This window comes from Actinomadura mexicana, from assembly GCF_900188105.1.
GTDB classification, from domain to species: Bacteria; Actinomycetota; Actinomycetes; order Streptosporangiales; family Streptosporangiaceae; genus Spirillospora; species Spirillospora mexicana.
Genome location: NZ_FZNP01000014.1, coordinates 117,851 through 134,089 on the forward strand (window position 1 = coordinate 117,851; position 16,239 = coordinate 134,089).

At 73.7% G+C, this 16,239-nt stretch carries 6 protein-coding genes; all 6 read left to right on the forward strand.

Annotated elements, in window-relative coordinates; all coding sequences use genetic code 11:
• Positions 1-13: 13 nt before the first annotated feature.
• Positions 14-2,065 carry a bifunctional aldolase/short-chain dehydrogenase gene (locus tag CHC11_RS30665; RefSeq protein WP_089315336.1) on the forward strand — a complete coding sequence of 684 codons (2,052 nt, stop codon included), beginning with the start codon at positions 14-16 and terminating at the stop codon, positions 2,063-2,065.
• A gap of 147 nt (positions 2,066-2,212) precedes the next feature.
• Positions 2,213-4,756, forward strand: coding sequence for an alpha-L-rhamnosidase C-terminal domain-containing protein (locus CHC11_RS30670; protein WP_089315337.1), 2,544 nt, complete (start codon positions 2,213-2,215; stop codon positions 4,754-4,756).
• Between the two features lie 11 nt (positions 4,757-4,767).
• Positions 4,768-6,972 carry an alpha-L-rhamnosidase-related protein gene (locus CHC11_RS30675; RefSeq protein ID WP_089315338.1) on the forward strand — a complete coding sequence of 735 codons (2,205 nt, stop codon included), beginning with the start codon at positions 4,768-4,770 and terminating at the stop codon, positions 6,970-6,972.
• 13 nt (positions 6,973-6,985) lie between these two features.
• A complete protein-coding gene (locus CHC11_RS30680; protein WP_089315339.1) occupies positions 6,986-8,401 on the forward strand; it encodes an L-fucose/L-arabinose isomerase family protein in 1,416 nt (471 codons plus the stop codon).
• A gap of 64 nt (positions 8,402-8,465) precedes the next feature.
• Positions 8,466-12,428, forward strand: coding sequence for a family 78 glycoside hydrolase catalytic domain (locus CHC11_RS30685; protein ID WP_089315340.1), 3,963 nt, complete (start codon positions 8,466-8,468; stop codon positions 12,426-12,428).
• Entirely contained in the window at positions 12,425-16,147 is a 3,723-nt protein-coding gene (locus tag CHC11_RS30690) for a glycosyl hydrolase (protein ID WP_089315341.1), read from the forward strand. The genes CHC11_RS30685 and CHC11_RS30690 overlap by 4 nt, the downstream gene beginning before the upstream one ends.
• Positions 16,148-16,239 lie beyond the last annotated feature (92 nt).

Here is a 16,239-nt window from a genome sequence, read left to right on the forward strand (position 1 = left end):
GAGGAGACATCCGATGACCGCCACTCCACCCGAGGTGGAGCGCCTGCTGGAACGCGCCAACACCCTCGGCTCGGACCCGCGCAACACCAACTACGCGGGCGGCAACGCGTCCGCGAAGGCCACGGTCACCGACCCCGTGACGGCCCGCGACATCGAGCTGATGTGGGTGAAGGGCTCGGGCGGCGACCTCGGCACCCTCACCGAGAAGGGCCTGGCCGTCCTGCGGCTGGACCGGATGCGCGCCCTCGTGGACGTCTACCCGGGCGTCGAGCGCGAGGACGAGATGGTCGCGGCGTTCGACTACTGCCTGCACGGCAAGGGCGGCGCCGCGCCGTCCATCGACACCGCCATGCACGGTCTCGTGGAGGCCGCGCACGTCGACCACCTGCACCCCGACTCCGGCATCGCGATCGCGACGGCCGCCGACGGCGAGGAGCTGACGCGCCGGATCTTCGGGGACCGGGTGGCGTGGGTGCCGTGGCGGCGCCCCGGCTTCCAGCTCGGCCTGGACATCGCCGAGATCAAGCGCGCCAGCCCCGGCGCCATCGGGGTGGTCCTCGGCGGGCACGGCATCACCGCGTGGGGCGAGACGAGCGAGGAGTGCGAGGCCAACTCCCTCGACATCATCCGCACCGCCGAGGCCTACATCGCCGAACACGGCAGGCCCGACCCGTTCGGCGAGGTCGTCCACCCGGTGCTGCCCGAGGACGAGCGGCACGCCCGCGCCGCCGCGCTGTTCCCGCTCGTGCGGGGCCTGGCGTCCACGGACCGGCCGCAGGTCGGGCACTACACCGACAGCGAGGCGGTGCTGGACTTCGTGTCCCGCGCCGAGCACCCCCGGCTCGCCGCGCTCGGCACGTCGTGCCCGGACCACTTCCTGCGCACCAAGGTCGCGCCGATGGTGCTGGACCTGCCGCCGGACGCGCCGCTGGACGACGTCAGGACGCGGCTCGGGGAACTGCACGCCGCCTACCGCGAGGAGTACGCCGCCTACTACGACCGGCACGCCGGCCCGGACTCGCCGCCGATGCGCGGCGCGGACCCGGCGATCGTGCTGGTGCCGGGCGTCGGCATGTTCTCCTTCGGGGCGAACAAGCAGACCGCGCGGGTCGCCGGCGAGTTCTACGTCAACGCGATCAACGTGATGCGCGGCGCGGAGGCGCTGTCGGCGTACGCGCCGATCGACGAGGCGGAGAAGTTCCGCATCGAGTACTGGGAGCTGGAGGAGGCCAAGCTGCGCCGGATGCCGGCGAGCAAGCCCCTCGCCTCGCGTGTCGCGCTCGTCACCGGCGGCGGCTCCGGCATCGGCGCGGCCACGGCCCGCCGCCTCGCCGCCGAGGGCGCCTGCGTCGTCGTCGCCGACCGGGACCTCGGGGCGGCCGAGAAGGTCGCCGCGGAGATCGGCGCCACCGCGCTGCGCGCCCCGGACGTCGCGATCGCCGTCGGCGTGGACGTGACCTCCGAGGACGAGATCACCGCGGCCGTCCGGGAGGCGGTCCTGGCGTTCGGCGGCGTCGACCTCGTCGTCAACAACGCCGGCCTGTCCATCTCCAAGCCGCTGCTGGAGACGACCGCCGCCGACTGGGACCTCCAGCACGACGTCATGGCGCGCGGCTCGTTCCTGGTGTCCCGCGAGACCGCCCGCGTCATGGTCGAGCAGGGCATGGGCGGCGACATCGTCTACATCTCGTCCAAGAACGGGGTGTTCGCCGGGCCGAACAACATCGCCTACGGCGCGACCAAGGCCGACCAGGCGCACCAGGTGCGGCTGCTGGCCGCCGAGCTCGGCGAGCACGGCATCCGCGTCAACGGGGTCAACCCGGACGGGGTCGTGCGCGGTTCGGGGATCTTCGCCGGCGGCTGGGGCGCCAAGCGCGCCGCCGTGTACGGCGTCGAGGAGGAGAGGCTCGGCGAGTTCTACGCCCAGCGGACGCTGCTCAAGCGCGAGGTGCTGCCCGAGCACGTCGCCGCCGCCGTCTTCGCCCTCACCGGCGGGGACCTGACCCACACCACCGGACTGCACGTCCCCGTGGACGCCGGCGTCGCCGCCGCGTTCCTGCGCTGAGGAGGAACCGCCCCGTCGCAAGAAGGCCGGCCGGCGGCCCGGACCGCGCGGCCGCGGCGCTCACCCCGCCGCGTCCGCGCCGTCCCCACCGGGCCGCCGGCCGTCCCTGCTGGGCCCGCTCGACCAAGTGAACCCGAAGGGATAACGATGCCGCCGGCTGAGAAGTTCGCGCGCTCCCACGTGTCCGCCGTCACCTCCCTGGCCCTGGGCGCCGCCGCCCTGGTCGCCGTCCCGCTCGCCCCCGCGTCCGCCGCTCCCCGGGACCCGCTCGGCCTTCCGTCCCTCACCCGCGCCGACCGCTACGTGCTCGCCCCCTCCGGCCGGAACGTCCGTCCCGTGCGGGCCGCGGAGTCGTACGGGGTCAACGGCGACCACGTGACCGCCGCCTCCGGGGCGTCCGAGAAGGGCCATGACCTCGACGCCGGGTCCTCCACCGCGGCGAAGGCCGACGGCGTCATGACCCGCCAGACGGGCGGCGGGGCGGCGGCGGCCTTCGGGTACGGCCTGCGCGTCACGCCTGGTCGCGCGGTCACCCTCCGGGTCGAGGAGGCCGGCAGTGCCACGGCGCACTACGAGGTGCTCGTGAACGGGACGGTCGTCCACGAGCGCGCACCGGACCCGGCCCAAGCCGGGGTATGGAGCGGCGACAAGGCGGGCCTCGTCCACTACGACGTGACCGTCCCGGCGCCCCTCGTCGGTTCGTCCAAGGACCTGCGGGTCACGTTCCGCAACACCGACAAGCCGGGCCCCGGCGCTCGCATCCACGCCGTGTGGACGTTGTACGAGGACGGCCGGGCCCCCGCGGCGCCCTATGGCGGGACGGTGCGGAACCCGTCCGGCGCGTTCCGGCACGGCACGACGACGCTCAGCTCCAACGAGTACGGCCGCCCTTACGTCGTCTACGACTTCGGGCAGGAGGTCGGCGGGCAGATCCAGGTCACCGCCGACGTCCGCAAGGGCTCGCCCAGGATCGGCCTGGCGTTCAGCGAGAGCGCGCAATACCTCACGACCGCCTCCGACTACAGCCAGGACCCGGTCGGCCTCGCCACCGAGACCCACTACCTGGAAACCCGGTCGCCATCTCACGACAAGAACGGGCGTTCCGTGCTCAGCGACCCCGTCATCCGCGGCGGGTTCCGCTACCTCATGGTCTTCCTGGACGGCCCCGGCGAGGTGCGGCTGTCCGACCTGCGGCTGCGGTTCACCGCCGACCCCGCCAACCCGGACCTGGACGGCTACAAGGGCGCGTTCCTGTCCAGCGACGACACCCTGAACCGGCTCTGGTACGCGGGCGCCTACACCGTCCAGATGTCGACGATCGACCCGGCCACCGGGCGCCCCTACCCGGGCCAGGAGGGCCCGGTCCGCAACGACGCCATCGTCGGCGAGGGCGACAGCGTCATCAGCGACGGCGCCAAGCGCGACCGGATGATCTGGGGCGGGGACAACGCGGTCGCCGACCCGGTGGCCTACCTGTCGACCGGGCAGGCCGGTCCGGCGGCCGGCGCCGTCGGGTTCATGGCCAAGGGCCAGGCCGCCGACGGCCAGATCCCCGGCCTCTACCTGACCGACAAGTTCGGCTACAACATGGGCTGGGGCGAGTACGCGGCCTGGTGGGTCCACAACTACTGGACGCACTACCTCTACACCGGCGACCAGGCGTTCTTCGACAAGTGGTACGACGCGATGAAGAAGAACGTCGCGTGGCTGGAGTCGAACGCGGGCGACGACGGCCTCCTCACCATGAAGGGCGCCGGCGGCACCTGGGGCTACGGCAACGAGGCCGGAGGCACCTACGTCTCGTCCCTGTACGTCAAGGTGCTCGGCCAGGCCGCGCAGGCGGCCGAGGCCAAGGGCGACACCGGGCTCGCCGGGACCTACCGCGAGCACGCGGCCCGCACCGCCAAGGCGGTGAACGACCGCCTGTGGGACCCGGCAGCGGGTGCCTACAAGGTCAGCCCGTCCGACGGGAACCACCCGCAGGACGGCAACGCCATGGCGGTCGTCGCGGGCGTCGCCACGGGCGACCGCGCCGCGTCGGTGCTGAGGTTCTTCGGCGGCAGTCTGGCCGACCCGCACGGCGACCTCACCGTGGACAAGGCGGGCGGTGCCGTGCCGCAGTACATCAGCCCGTTCGTGTCCGCCCAGTCGCTGCTCGCCCACTCCTCCCAGGGCGACACGGCCGGCGCGATGTCGCTGCTGCGCCGCACCTGGTACCCGATGCTCGGCAAGGCGCAGCCCGGGACGCTGTGGGAGAACGTCAGCCGGGCGGGCGCGCCGCAGCTCGGGTCGTACACGAGCCTGTCGCACGGGTGGGCCGCCGCGCCGACCTCGTTCCTGACCAACCAGGTCCTCGGCGTCGCCCCGGCCTCCGGCGGCTTCCGGACGTTCACCGTCCTGCCGCACCCGGCGAGCGGGCTGCGCTGGGCCCAGGGGCGGGTGCCGACGCCGCACGGCGACATCACCGCCGCCTGGAAGCGCGACGGCGGGACGTTCACGCTGCGCGTCGACGCGCCGCGCGGGACCACCGCGACGGCCGGCGTCCCCGTCCGGGTCGCGTCCGAGGTCCGGGCCGGCGGGACGGTCGTCTGGCGGCACGGCGCCGCCGTGAAACCCGGCGTCACCGTCCGGGACGGCCTCGTCCAGGTGCCCGGCCTCACCGGCACGTCCATCCTGACCGCGTCCCGCTGACTGGAGTGATCATGGCTTCCCCCACTGCCCGGCGCTCCCTCGCCCGCGCGGCCGCGGCCGCCGCCCTCTCGGTCACGAGCACCCTCGCGCTCGCCGTCCCCGCCGTCGCCTCGCCTCCCGCGAAGGGGCCCTGGCAGGACGCCTCCTACACGCCGCGCCCCGGCCAGTGGCGGCCGTACGTCCTGGCCCCCTCCGGCCGGGACGTCTCGCCGGTCAGGGTGTTCAAGGCCGACCCGCGCCAGGGCGCGATCGACGGCGACCCGCGCCGCGCGCTGAGGCGGGGAGGCGGCGCGGTCCGCCTCAGCGGCGCCGCCGACCGGGCGGGCTCCCCGCTGCTGATCGTCGACTTCGGCAAGGAGGTCGCCGGGCACCTCAAGGTCCGGGTGAACGGCGCCTCCGACGACCGGCCTAGGCTGCGCGCCTGCTTCTCCGAATCGGTCGAGTACATGGCGCTCGCTCCGGACGCCAACGACGGCCAAGGGAAGATCGCACCGGGCTGCGACACCGCCAACATCTGGAACGGGTTCCCCGGCCAGCCTTACACCCAGGACACCGACAGCCACGCCCTCCCGCTGGACGGGGTGAGCGTGCCCGGCACCGTCCGCGACAAGGAGCTGCGCGGCGGCTTCCGGTACGCGACCCTCTTCCTGGACGGCCCGGGGCACGTCGACGTCGACGAGATCTCCCTCGACTTCACCGCCGCGCCGGACCAGCGCGACCTGGACGGCTACCGCGGCCACTTCCTCTCCAGCGACGACGAACTGAACAAGATCTGGTACGCGGGCGCCTACACCGTGCAGATCAACACGGGCGCGTCGAACACGGCGAAGAAGTGGCCCTACCAGCCGGGGGAGGGCGACCACGCGGACGCGCAGGTCCCGCATGCCGACCCGCGCACCTCCGTGATCTACGACGGCGGCAAGCGGGACCGGATCGTCTGGCAGGGCGACCTCGCCGTCCAGGCGCCCGTCGCCTACGTCAGCACCTACGACCTGGGCTCGGTCGCCAACTCGCTGTCGTCGCTCGCCGCGCAGCAGCTCCCGGACGGCTACATGCCGGCCGCGAGCCTCGTCGGGCAGCACAACCAGAACGAGCTGCGCACCTACGGCGAGTACGTCACCTGGTTCGTGTCCAACATGTACGAGCACTGGTGGTACACCGGCGACCGCGCCTACCTGGACCGCTGGTGGCCCCAGCTCACCCGGGCGACCGCCTGGCTGGAGTCGGTCCGCGCCGCTGACGACGGCGGTCTGATCGGTTTCCAGGACTCCGGCTCGTGCGGCCACTACGGGTACTCCGACTGCGGCCACGAGACCTACGTCAACGCCCTCTACGCCCGCAACCTCGACCAGATGGCCGCCATGGCGAAGGCGCGCGGCGACGCCTCCGCCACCGCCTACGCCGACCGGGCCGCCGCGGTGAAGCGGGCCGTCAACGATCAGCTGTGGGACGAGAAGGCCGGTGCGTACCGCCTGTCCCGGGAGATCCCTGGCGCCTACCCGCAGGACGGCAACGTCACCGCCGTCCTCACGGGCATCGCCGGCGGCGACCGCGCCAAGCGGGCCCTCGCCTACCTGCGCGCCCGCAACTGGACGGACATCGGCTCGCTCACCGTCTCCCAGTCCACCCCCAACGCCGCCCTCCCGCCGTTCTACGCGCCGCTGCCGAGCGGGTTCGAGGCCGACGCCCGGCTGGAGACCGGCGACGCGTCCGGCCTGGAGCTGATCCGCCGCTTCTGGGGCCACCAGCTCGAGCAGGACCCGGGGTCCACCTTCTGGGAGCACCTGCAGCCCGACGGCACGCCCAACCTGAAGCAGTTCTCCAGCCTGGCGCACGGCTGGGCCGCGCAGCCGACCGTCACCCTCAGCACCCGGGTCCTCGGGGTGCGGCCCGCGGCCCCGGGGTACGAGTCCTGGTCCGTGGTCCCCTTCACCGGGGACCTGACGTGGGCCGAGGGCACGGTCCCGACCCCGCACGGCGACATCGCCGCGTCCTGGCGCAGGACCGGCCGCGGCTTCCAGTTGACGGTCACCGCCCCGCGCGGCACGCACGGCCGCCTCGCCGTCCCGATCACCCCGTCCACCCGCCGGGTCACCCTCGACGGCCGGACGGTCTGGGCGGGCGGCAGGGCCACCGCGCCCGGCGTGTCCGGCGACGGCGGCCACGTCTACGTGGACGGGGCGTCCGCCGGGCGCCACACCCTCACGGCCCGTTAGGAGAGGACAAGCAATGGCAGACACCACAGCGCCGCCGGTGAAGGTCGGCCTCGTCGCCGGCGGGCTCGGCGCCTACTGGCCGCAGTTCCCCGACCTGCTCCCGCAGCTCAAGCGGTCCGCGGAACGCGTCTCGGAGCGGATGCGCGGGCTCGGCGCCGAGGTCGTCGACGTCGGCTTCATCTCCGACGCGCAGGAGGGCGCGGCCGCGGCCGAGCGGCTGCGGGCCGCGGGCTGCGACATCATCGTCGGCTTCCTCACCACCTACATGACCGCGACGATGCTGGTCCCGGTGGCGCAGCGGGCGGACGCGCCCGTCCTGCTGATCAACCTGCAGCCGACCGAGTCGATGGACCACGCCACCTTCGACACCGGGCAGTGGCTCGCCTACTGCGGCGCCTGCCCGCTGCCGGAGATGGCGAACGCGTTCGCGCGCTGCGGCGTCCCGTTCCGCTCGGTGTCGGGCTACCTGGAGGACGAGCGCGCCTGGGCGCGGATCGGCCGCTGGGTGCGCGCCGCCGGGGTCCGCGCGGCGCTGCGGCGGGGCCGGCACGGGCTGATGGGCCACCTGTACCCGGGCATGCTCGACGTCTCCACCGACCTCACGCTCGTCAGCGCCAACTTCGGCGGGCACGTCGAGGTGCTGGAGTTCGACGACCTGCGGGTCCGGGTCGAGAAGGTCACCGATGCCGAGACGGCCGCCAAGAAGGCCGAGGCGGAGAAGATCTTCGAGCTGGACGCGTCCGTGGACGACGGCGACCTGACCTGGGCGGCCCGCGTCTCGGTCGGCCTCGACCGCCTCGTCGAGGACTTCGGGCTCGACAGCCTCGCCTACTACCACCGCGGCCTGGACGGCGAGGTGCACGAGCGGCTCGGCGCCGGGATGATCCTCGGCGCGTCGCTGCTCACCGCGCGCGGGATCCCGGCGGCGGGGGAGTACGAGCTGCGCACCTCCCTGGCGATGCTGGTCGCCGACCGGCTCGGCGCGGGCGGCTCCTTCACCGAACTGCAGGCGCTGGACTTCCAGCGCGGCCACGTCGAGATGGGCCACGACGGGCCCGCGCACCTGGCGATCAGCGCCCGCCGCCCGCTGCTGCGCGGCCTCGGCGTCTACCACGGCAAGCGCGGCTACGGCGTGTCCGTCGAGTTCGACGTCAGGCACGGCCCGGTCACCGCGATCGGGATCATCCAGCGCCGCGACGGCCGGTTCGCGCTCGCCGCGTCCGAGGGCGAGACCGTGGACGGGCCGCTGCTGCGGATCGGCAACACCACCTCCCGCGTCGACTTCGGCTGCGATCCCGGCGAGTGGACCGACGCGTGGTCGGCCACCGGAATCTCCCACCACTGGGCTCTCGGCACGGGCCACCGCGTCGCCGACCTGAAGGCCCTCGCCGACCTCCTGGAGATCGAACTGGTCCACGTGAACCCCTGACGGAACCCTCACGGCGCGACGCCGCCACCCCCCACCCCCGCGCAGTTCCGAAGGATGTCCCGTCATGCCCGAAATCCCCCCAAGACGCGGTGCCGCATGCGGTGTCGCCCTCTGCCTCTCGCTCACCGCCGTCACCGCCCTTCCCGCCCGCGCGGACGCCTCCGGGCTCCGCGCCACCGGGCTGCGGACCGACGCGCTCGACGACCCCGTCGGCATCGACGACACGACCCCCACCCTGAGCTGGCGCCTGTCGGCCCCGGGCCGCGGCTCCGCCCAGGCCGCCTACCAGGTCGTCGCGGCGACGTCCCGGGACCGGCTCGGCCGCGCCGACCTCTGGGACTCCGGCAGGGTCTCCTCCGGCGCCGCCGACGCGGTCTACCGGGGCACGGCGCTCACCTCCCGCCGCCAGGTGTGGTGGCGGGTCCGGGTCTGGGACGGCTCGGGGCACGCCTCGGGCTGGAGCACCCCCGCCCGGTTCGAGACGGGCCTGCTCGCCAAGGACGACTGGTCCGCCAAGTGGATCGGCGACGAGCGCTGGCTGAACCGGGCGCCGACTCCCGCCACCGTCGCGCTGCCCGCCGGGACCAGGGCCCGCCATCTGCGGCTGGACGTGACGAAGCTGGGCCTGCCGGTCAAGGAGGGCGGCTCGCTGCTGTCGCGGCTCCAGCTCGCCGAGATCGAGGCGCTCGACCCGTCCGGGGCGAACGTGGCGAAGGGCGCGAAGGTCACCGCGTCCGAGGTCCGCGAGTACCCCGGCAAGTGGATGCCCGAGTTCGTCACCGACGGGTCCCTCACCACGCAGAAGGCGCCGTTCGGGTACACCAGCCCGGCCTACGGCTCGCAGGACCCCGGCCACCACCTCTGGTTGCAGCTCGACCTCGGCGCCGTGAGGGACCTCGCAACGGTCAAGCTGTACCCGCGCACGGACCTGATGACGAGCGACGGCGAGACGCCGAACTTCCCCGTCGACTACACGCTGCGGACCGCGGAGTCGGCGGACGGCCCGTTCACCACGGCCAAGACCGTCACCGGCCAGGAGCCCCCGCCCGCCTACCAGACGGACCTGCCCCGGCTGCCCCTGCTCGCCCGGCAGTTCTCGCTGAAGGACAAGGTGCGGTCCGCGCGGCTCTACATCACCGCGCTCGGCATCTACGACGCCACCGTCAACGGCCGCCCGGTGAGCGACGCCGTCCTCGAACCGCCGAACACCGACTACCGCAAACGCGCCGAGTACGCGGCCTACGACGTCACGAAGCTGCTGCGGCGCGGCGGCAACGCGATCGGCGTCCGGCTCGGCAACGGCACCTACAACGTCACGTCCACCAGCGACCGCTACACCAAGTACGTCGGGGCGCAGGGCGCGCCGAAGCTGCTCGCCCAACTGGAGGTCACGCTCGCGGACGGGACGACCGCCCGGGTCGCGACCGACTCGTCCTGGCGCACCGACCTCGGCCCGACCACGTTCACGCACTGGTACGGCGGTGAGGACGAGGACGCCCGCCTCGCCCGCGAGGGCTGGGACGAGCCGTCGGCGGACCTGGCGTCCTGGCGCCCGGCGGCCGAGGCGCCCGATCCCGGCATCGCGCTCACCGCGCGCATGTCACCCGCGATCGTGCCCGTCGGCCGCCGCAGGACCGTGAAGGTCACACAGCCGGAGAAGGGCACCTACGTCTTCGACCTCGGAGAGAACGTCGCGGGCTGGCCGCAGATCCGGGTCCGCGGTCCGCGCGGAACGGAGCTGGCGCTGAGGCCGGGGGAGCGGCTCGGCGCGGACGGCCTCGTCGAGCAGGGCACGATGATCGCGGGCGGCGCGCGGCGGCCCCCGATCGAGGACCACTACACCCTCGCCGGTGAGGGCACCGAGACCTGGCATCCCCGCTTCGTCTACCACGGTTTCCGCTACCTCCAGGTGGCGGGCCTGCCGTCCGCGCCGGACGCGGACGCCGTGTCGGCCGTCGTGCTGCGCGCGGGCAACGCCTCCGCCGGATCGTTCGAGAGCTCCGACCTGCTGCTGAACGGCATCCACACGATCATCGACCGGTCGATCCAGGGCAACATGTTCAGCATCCTCACCGACTGCCCCGACCGGGAGAAGCTCGGCTGGCTGGAGGAGACCCAGCTCGTCCAGGGGTCCGTCACCCGCAACTACGACGTCGCGGCCTACTACCCGGCGCTGCTGCGCAACATGGCCGAGGCGCAGACCTCCGACGGGCTCGTCCCCGACATCGCGCCCGAGTACGTCCAGTTCTCCGGCGGCGTCCGCGACGACCCCAACTGGGGCAGCGCCATCATCCTGGCCGCCTGGCAGCACTACCGCACCTACGGCGACACCCGCCCGCTGCGCGACTTCTACCCCAACATGCAGCGATACCTGGACTACCTGACCTCCAAGGCGAAGGGGAACCTGCTCGACTACGGCCTCGGCGACTGGGCCGCCGTCGACAAGACCACGCCTCGCGGGATCGCCGCGACCTACGGCTACCAGCGCAGCGCCGCCGCGCTCGCCTCCGTCGCCGGGCTGCTCGGCAAGGACGACGACGCCGCCCGCTACCGCAAGCTCGCGGGCGACATCGCGGGCGCCTTCAACGCCGAGTACCTGGACGAGGCCGGGCACACCTACGGTTCGGGAAGCCAGGCGGGGGACGCGTTCGCGCTCGACCTCGGCATCGTCCCGCAGGCGCAGCGGCAGGCCGTCCTCGACCACCTCGTCGCCTCCGTCAAGGGCAAGGGGTACCACCTCACGGTCGGTGAGATCGCCCTGCCCGCGCTGTTCCGGGTGCTGTCGGCGGCCGGGCGCGACGACGTCATCCTCACCGTCGCGCAGCAGGTCACCGACCCCGGCTACGGCTACCAGGTCGTGCACGGCGCGACCGCGCTCACCGAGTACTGGGACGGCCCGACCGGCTACGGGTCCCAGAACCACTTCATGCTCGGCGCGATCGACGAGTGGTTCGGCGCCGGACTCGCCGGGATCGGCCAGGCCGGCGACTCGGTCGCGTTCGGCGAGCTCGTGGTCCGGCCCGCCGTCGTCGGCGACCTGACCCGCGCCTCCTCCGACTACCGCACGCCGCGCGGCACGGTCTCCAGCGCGTGGCGCCGCTCCGGGCACGACCTGCGGCTCGACGTGACCGTCCCGCCGGGCGCCCCCGCGCGCGTGGAGGTGCCGCTGCTCGGCGCGTCCGGCGCCAAGGCCCCGGCGGGCGCCCGGTCCCTCGGCGTCCAGGACGGGCGGGCCGTGTACGAGGTCGGATCCGGGTCCTGGACGTTCACCGTCCGCACCCCCGGCTCCGTGCGGCAGGACCGGACCCAGCTCGCCGTCGAACCCCCGTTCGGCGCCGACATCCCCGTCATCGACAGCGAGTCCTCCAAGGCCGCGTTCCGCGTCACCAACCTTGAGCGGCACGCCGTCACCGTCCCGGTGAAGGCGGCCGCGACGGACGGCTTCACCGCCGCCGCCGCGGGACGGGTCACGGTCCCCGCGGGCGGCTCCACCGAGGTCCCGGTCAAGATCGGCCGCACCGGCGGCGCGACGGACGGCACCGTCACCCTCACCGTCGACGACGAGAGCGTCCAAGCGCCGGTGCGCGTCACCGGCGATCTGGTGCGCGTCGCCGAGATGTCGGCCTCCAGCACCCACAGCGGCTCGTCGCCCGCGTGGACCAACGACGGCGGCACCGGCTCAGGCGCCTGGCTGAACGGCGTCGGCGGCTGGAACGACGACACCGCCGGGGACTTCCCCGACGCCCTCACCGCCACCTGGGACGAGCCGCGCCGCGTCGGCCGCGTGAAGGTCTTCACGCTCGACGACCCGGCGCACCCGGCCGCCAAGACCGGCATCCGCGACTTCGACGTCCAGGCCCGGGTGGACGGGACGTGGACGACGGTCGCGACCGTCACCGGCAGCACCGCCGGGACGGTCGAGAAGACCTTCGCGCCCGTCCGGGCGTCGGCGCTCCGGCTCCTCGTCCACGACTCCAACGACCACAACTACAGCCGCGTCATCGAGCTGGAGGGCTACGCCGCATGACTCACTCCAAGGCACGGCTGGTCGCGTTGCCGGCGGCCGGGCTCCTGGCCCTGTCCGGACTCGCGATCGCCGGCGCGGCCGAGGCCGCTCCGCCGTCCGGGCCGGACGTCCCGGCCCTGACCCGCGCGACCTTCGCCGACCCCCCGGCGTCCGTGCGGCCCAAGTACCGCTGGTGGCAGCCGCTGGCCCATACCGACGACAAGGAACTGGCCGACGAGCTCGAACAGATCAGGAAGGCGGGCGGCGGCGGAGCCGAGGTCGCCCCGTTCAGCGTCGAGGGCGCCGGCAACAACTCCCCGGAGTTCCTGAAGACCTACGGCTGGGGCACCCCGCTGTGGGCGCAGAAGACCCGGACGATGCTGGCCGCGGCCAAGGCGAGGGGGCTCGGCCTGGACTTCACCATCGGCCCGCGCTGGCCCGCGACCGTTCCCACCGTGAACGACGTCAACGATCCGAGCGCGCAGCAGCAGGTCGTCTTCTCCCACGAGTTCCGCAAGGGCGGCACCAGCAGGTCCGGTGCGCTGCCGGCCAACTTCAACGTCGCGCCGCCCGCCGGCGCGAAGAAGACGCTCATCGCCGCGCTCGTCGCCAGGTGCTCCGACGCGGCCTGCGCCACCTCCGGCGGCCCGCGGATGCTGGATCGCGCCGGCGTCACCGACGTCACCTCGAAGGTGGACGCGCAGGGCGGCCTCACGGTCGACTTCCCCGGCGACGACAAGAGCACCTACGCGCTGATCGCCTTCTACCAGGCGCCCAGCGGGCAGTCCCTGTCCGGCTACACCGCGACCGGCACCAACTACGCCCTGGACCCGTTCAGCGAGGCCGGAGCGAAGGCGACCACGGACTTCTACGACGAGCACATCCTCACCCCCGACGTGCGGAAGCTGCTCGCGCAGATGGGCGAGAGCGACCTGTTCGAGGACTCGCTCGAACTGGGCACCACCCAGAAGTGGACGTCCGAGCTGGTCGACCAGTGGACGAAGCGGCGCGGCTACTCCCCGGTCGAGGTGCTCCCCGCCCTCGCCGGCGCCGGCGACCAGGGCATCACCGACCGGCCGTTCTTCGACTTCGGCGGCGGCGTCGGCGCCCGGGTCCGCACCGACTACCGGCAGACCCTCAGCGACCTCTACATCCGCAACCGGCTCGACGTGCTGCGCGAGTGGGCGCACGAGCACCACATCAGCACCCGCATCCAGCCCTACGGCATCCCGGTGGACGTCGCGGAGGCCGCCTCGCACGTCGACGTGCCCGAGGGCGAGTCACTGGCGTTCGGGCAGTCGGTCGGGGCCTACAGCAACGTGCAGGACTACCGGGTCGTCGCGACCGGCGCGCACGTGTCCGGGCAGCCGGTGGTGTCCGACGAGTGCTGCGCCTTCTCCGGCTCGGTATGGGGCTCGACGGCGGGCGCCGGATCGGACGCCTCCAACCTGCAGGCGGTCTACCGGGGCCTCGCCGGCGGCGTGAACCAGGTCGTCTGGCACGGCTTCCCGTACCTGAGCAGGGGGCCCGCGGGCGCCGGGCCGCAGTCGGCCTGGCCCGGCATGACCTACGGCGGCAACACCTCCTACTCGGAGGCGTTCGGCGACAAGGGCGGCCCGAACTGGACCGACTACCGCGCGGTCAACGACAACCTGGCCCGGATGCAGCTCGTGCTGCGGCAGGGCAAGCCCCGGTTCGACCTGGCCGTGTACTGGCAGGACTTCGGCATGAACGGCACCGGCACCACCGGGAGCGGGTCGAACAAGCTGATCCAGAGCTCCTCGGCGCTGGCATCGGCCGGATACACCTACGAGTACCTCAGCCCGGCGCTGCTCCGGCGCAAGGACGCCTCCTTCTCCCGGGGTGCCCTGTTCGGTGACCGCTCCGCCTACCACGCGGTGCTCCTGAACGACCAGAAGACGATGCCGGTGGACGCCGCGGAGAAGCTGCTGCGGCTGGCGCGCCAGGGACTGCCCGTCGTCATCGTCGGGGAAGTGCCGAGCGCGGTGCCCGGCAACGGCGACGCCGCGCGGCAGGACGCGCGGCTGAGGTCGGTGGTCTCCGACCTCCTCCGGCAGCGCGGCGTGGTGCGGGTGGCGAGCGAGGCGGACGCGCCGGACGCGCTGCGGCGCCTGCGCGTCACGCCGGCCGCCACGCCGCACGACGGCTCGGGCGCGATCCTCGACGTGCGCCGCCAGGCGGGCTCCACCGACTACTACTACCTGTACAACCAGACGAACACCGCGACCGCGCAGAAGGTCACCCTGACCGGCGACGGCGTCCCCTACCGGCTGGACACCTGGACCGGCAAGATCACCCCGATCAGCGACTACACGTCCGGTCACGGCACCGTCACCGTCCCGGTCCGGCTGGCCGGGAACGACGCCACGGTCATCGCGGTCACGCCGCGGCACGACTCCACCTTCACGGGCCGCCCGCCCAGCCCTCGCCCGCCGGGTGGACAGCGTGCGGCGGCCGTCCCGCAGCCGGTGAGGCTCGACGAGTGGTCGCTGTCGGTGGACTCCTGGGGCCCCGGGCCCTCCGGCAGGCCCGGTGACACCGCGCACAAGGTGCTCGGGCCGGTCACGGTGAAGGCCGGGGCGGACGGCGCGCTGCCCGCCTGGTCGGCGATCACCAAGGCCAACGGCCACCCCGTGGACCTCGCGGACGCCTCGGGCGTGGGCACCTACACCGCGCACGTCACCCTGGACGACGGCTGGAAGGGCATCGACAGGACCGCGCTCGACCTCGGGACACCGGTGGACACCGTCCGCGTGAACGTCAACGGGCACGACCTTCCGCCGCTGAACCAGGCGGACCTGCGGCACGTCGAGGTGGGCCGGTACCTGCGGCCCGGGGACAACACGATCACCGTGCGGGTCGCCTCCACGCTGCTCAACGCGGTCCGCGCCGCGCCCGGTACCGGGGCCTCGTCGCGGGCGCCGATGGACTACGGGCTGTTCGGCCCCGCCACCCTCACCCCGTCCGGCGGCGACCGGCCGGTGCTGGCCGTGGAGGCCCTCGAACCGGAGCTGCCGCTGGCGGACGGCGGCTACAACCGCGCGACCGTGCTGGTCACCAACGCCTCCGGGCGCGCGGCGAACGTGACGGTCGCCGCGTCCGCCGCCGAGGGGATCAGCGCCCAGCCGGAGCGGGGCCGCGTCACGGTGCCCGCCGGCGGCTCGGTGACGGTCCCCGTCGGGCTGCGCGACAAGGGGATCGCGTCCGGCGCGAGCACCCTGAAGGTGACCGCGCGCAGCGACGCCGGGCCGTCCGCCGCCGCGGCGGTGACCCTGCGGCACTCCGGTGACCTCGCCCTCAACCCGGGCGGCACGCCGTTCCCGCGGGTGGTCGCCGACGCCGGCCAGGACCGGTACCCGGCCAAGCTCGCCGTGGACGGCTCGCCGAGCACGTTCTGGGTGTCGTGGGGCCGCGCCGCCGGCCAGGGACCGACCCCCGCCGACCCGGTGCGCTACGGCGTCGACTTCGGCGCGCCGGTCGAGTTCGGCTCGGTCGTCGTGGGCGGGCGCTCCAACTACGGGCCGCGCGACTACGGCGTCCAGGTCTCCTCGGACGGCCGGACGTGGCGCACCGTGGCCACCGCCACGGACACGCCGAAGGAGGGCGGGACGACGGCCTTCGCCAAGGTCAGCGCCCGCTACGTGCGCCTGGACATCACCAGGAGCTGGGACGGCGTCGGCGCGAACGTCCAGATGAGCGGGTTCTCCGTACGGCCGTAGGCCGGAAGGGCCGGGGCGGACGACGCCCAAGGCGGGCACGGTCCGCCCCGGCCCTGCCCGGCGGGTTCTGCAAGTCGCAGCAACGAACTGGA

What these genes read in the sequence shown, in the direction of transcription:
- CHC11_RS30665 (WP_089315336.1), top strand. Translation starts at nt 14, where the DNA reads ATGACCGCCACTCCACCCGAGGTGGAGCGCCTGCTGGAACGCGCCAAC.
- CHC11_RS30670 (WP_089315337.1), top strand. Translation starts at nt 2,213, where the DNA reads ATGCCGCCGGCTGAGAAGTTCGCGCGCTCCCACGTGTCCGCCGTCACC.
- CHC11_RS30675 (WP_089315338.1), top strand. Translation starts at nt 4,768, where the DNA reads ATGGCTTCCCCCACTGCCCGGCGCTCCCTCGCCCGCGCGGCCGCGGCC.
- CHC11_RS30680 (WP_089315339.1), top strand. Translation starts at nt 6,986, where the DNA reads ATGGCAGACACCACAGCGCCGCCGGTGAAGGTCGGCCTCGTCGCCGGC.
- CHC11_RS30685 (WP_089315340.1), top strand. Translation starts at nt 8,466, where the DNA reads ATGCCCGAAATCCCCCCAAGACGCGGTGCCGCATGCGGTGTCGCCCTC.
- CHC11_RS30690 (WP_089315341.1), top strand. Translation starts at nt 12,425, where the DNA reads ATGACTCACTCCAAGGCACGGCTGGTCGCGTTGCCGGCGGCCGGGCTC.